This window comes from Pseudomonas imperatae (assembly GCF_057128625.1).
This window is the reverse complement of the sequence record NZ_JBSKHP010000072.1, coordinates 1-804: the sequence shown is the minus strand read 5'-3', so window position 1 is coordinate 804 and position 804 is coordinate 1. Positions and strand designations below refer to the sequence as shown.

Below are 804 nucleotides of genomic sequence, written 5' to 3'. Positions count from 1 at the left end.
CGCCAGGTGTGCAGCAACCGCGCCATCGTCGCCCAGGTGGAGCAGGCCACCGACTGGGTCAAGGGCGGCGGCACCCTGGCCAGCGGCCTGAGCCAGGAGCTGTCTGTGGGAGCTGGCTTGCCAGCGAGCCTTTCAGGGCCCCAAAGCTCGCTGGCAAGCCAGCTCCCACAAGGCAGGTCGCAATTGCTGCTGCCCGAATTGGCCATCCAGATGATCGACGTCGGCGAACAGGCCGGCGAGCTGGACGGCATGCTGCTGAAAGTCGCCGAGGTGTTCGACGTCGAAGCCAAGCGCGGCATCGACCGCATGCTTGCCGCCCTGGTACCCACCCTTACGGTGGTCATGGCGGTGATGGTCGCCGTGATCATGCTCGCCATCATGCTGCCGCTGATGAGCCTCACCAGTAACATTTAAAGGACCACACCCCATGAAAACCATGAACACGGGCCGCCGCCAGGGCGGTTTCACCTTGCTGGAAATGCTCGCGGTGATCGTGCTGCTGGGCATCGTCGCCACCATCGTCGTGCGCCAGGTGGGCGGCAACGTCGACAAGGGCAAGTACGGCGCCGGCAAGGCGCAACTGGCCAGCCTGAGCATGAAGGTCGAGAGCTACGCCCTGGACATGGGCGCGCCACCGGCCAACCTCAACCAGCTGGTGACCAAGCCTTCCACGGCGGGCAACTGGGCCGGCCCCTACGCCAAGCCCTCAGATTTGAAGGACCCGTTTGGCCATCCGTTCGGCTACCGCTTCCCCGGCGAACACGGCAGCTTCGACCTGATCTTCTACGGCCAGGACGGCCAGCC

General features: G+C 65.2%; 2 protein-coding genes. Both read left to right on the top strand.

Annotated elements, in window-relative coordinates:
• On the top strand, nt 1-414 hold a 414-nt coding region (locus ACWKWX_RS32630), incomplete at its 5' end, for a type II secretion system F family protein (RefSeq protein ID WP_483829929.1).
• 22 nt (nt 415-436) lie between these two features.
• The coding region (locus ACWKWX_RS32625) for a type II secretion system protein GspG (RefSeq protein WP_483829930.1) at nt 437-804 on the top strand (368 nt) is incomplete at its 3' end.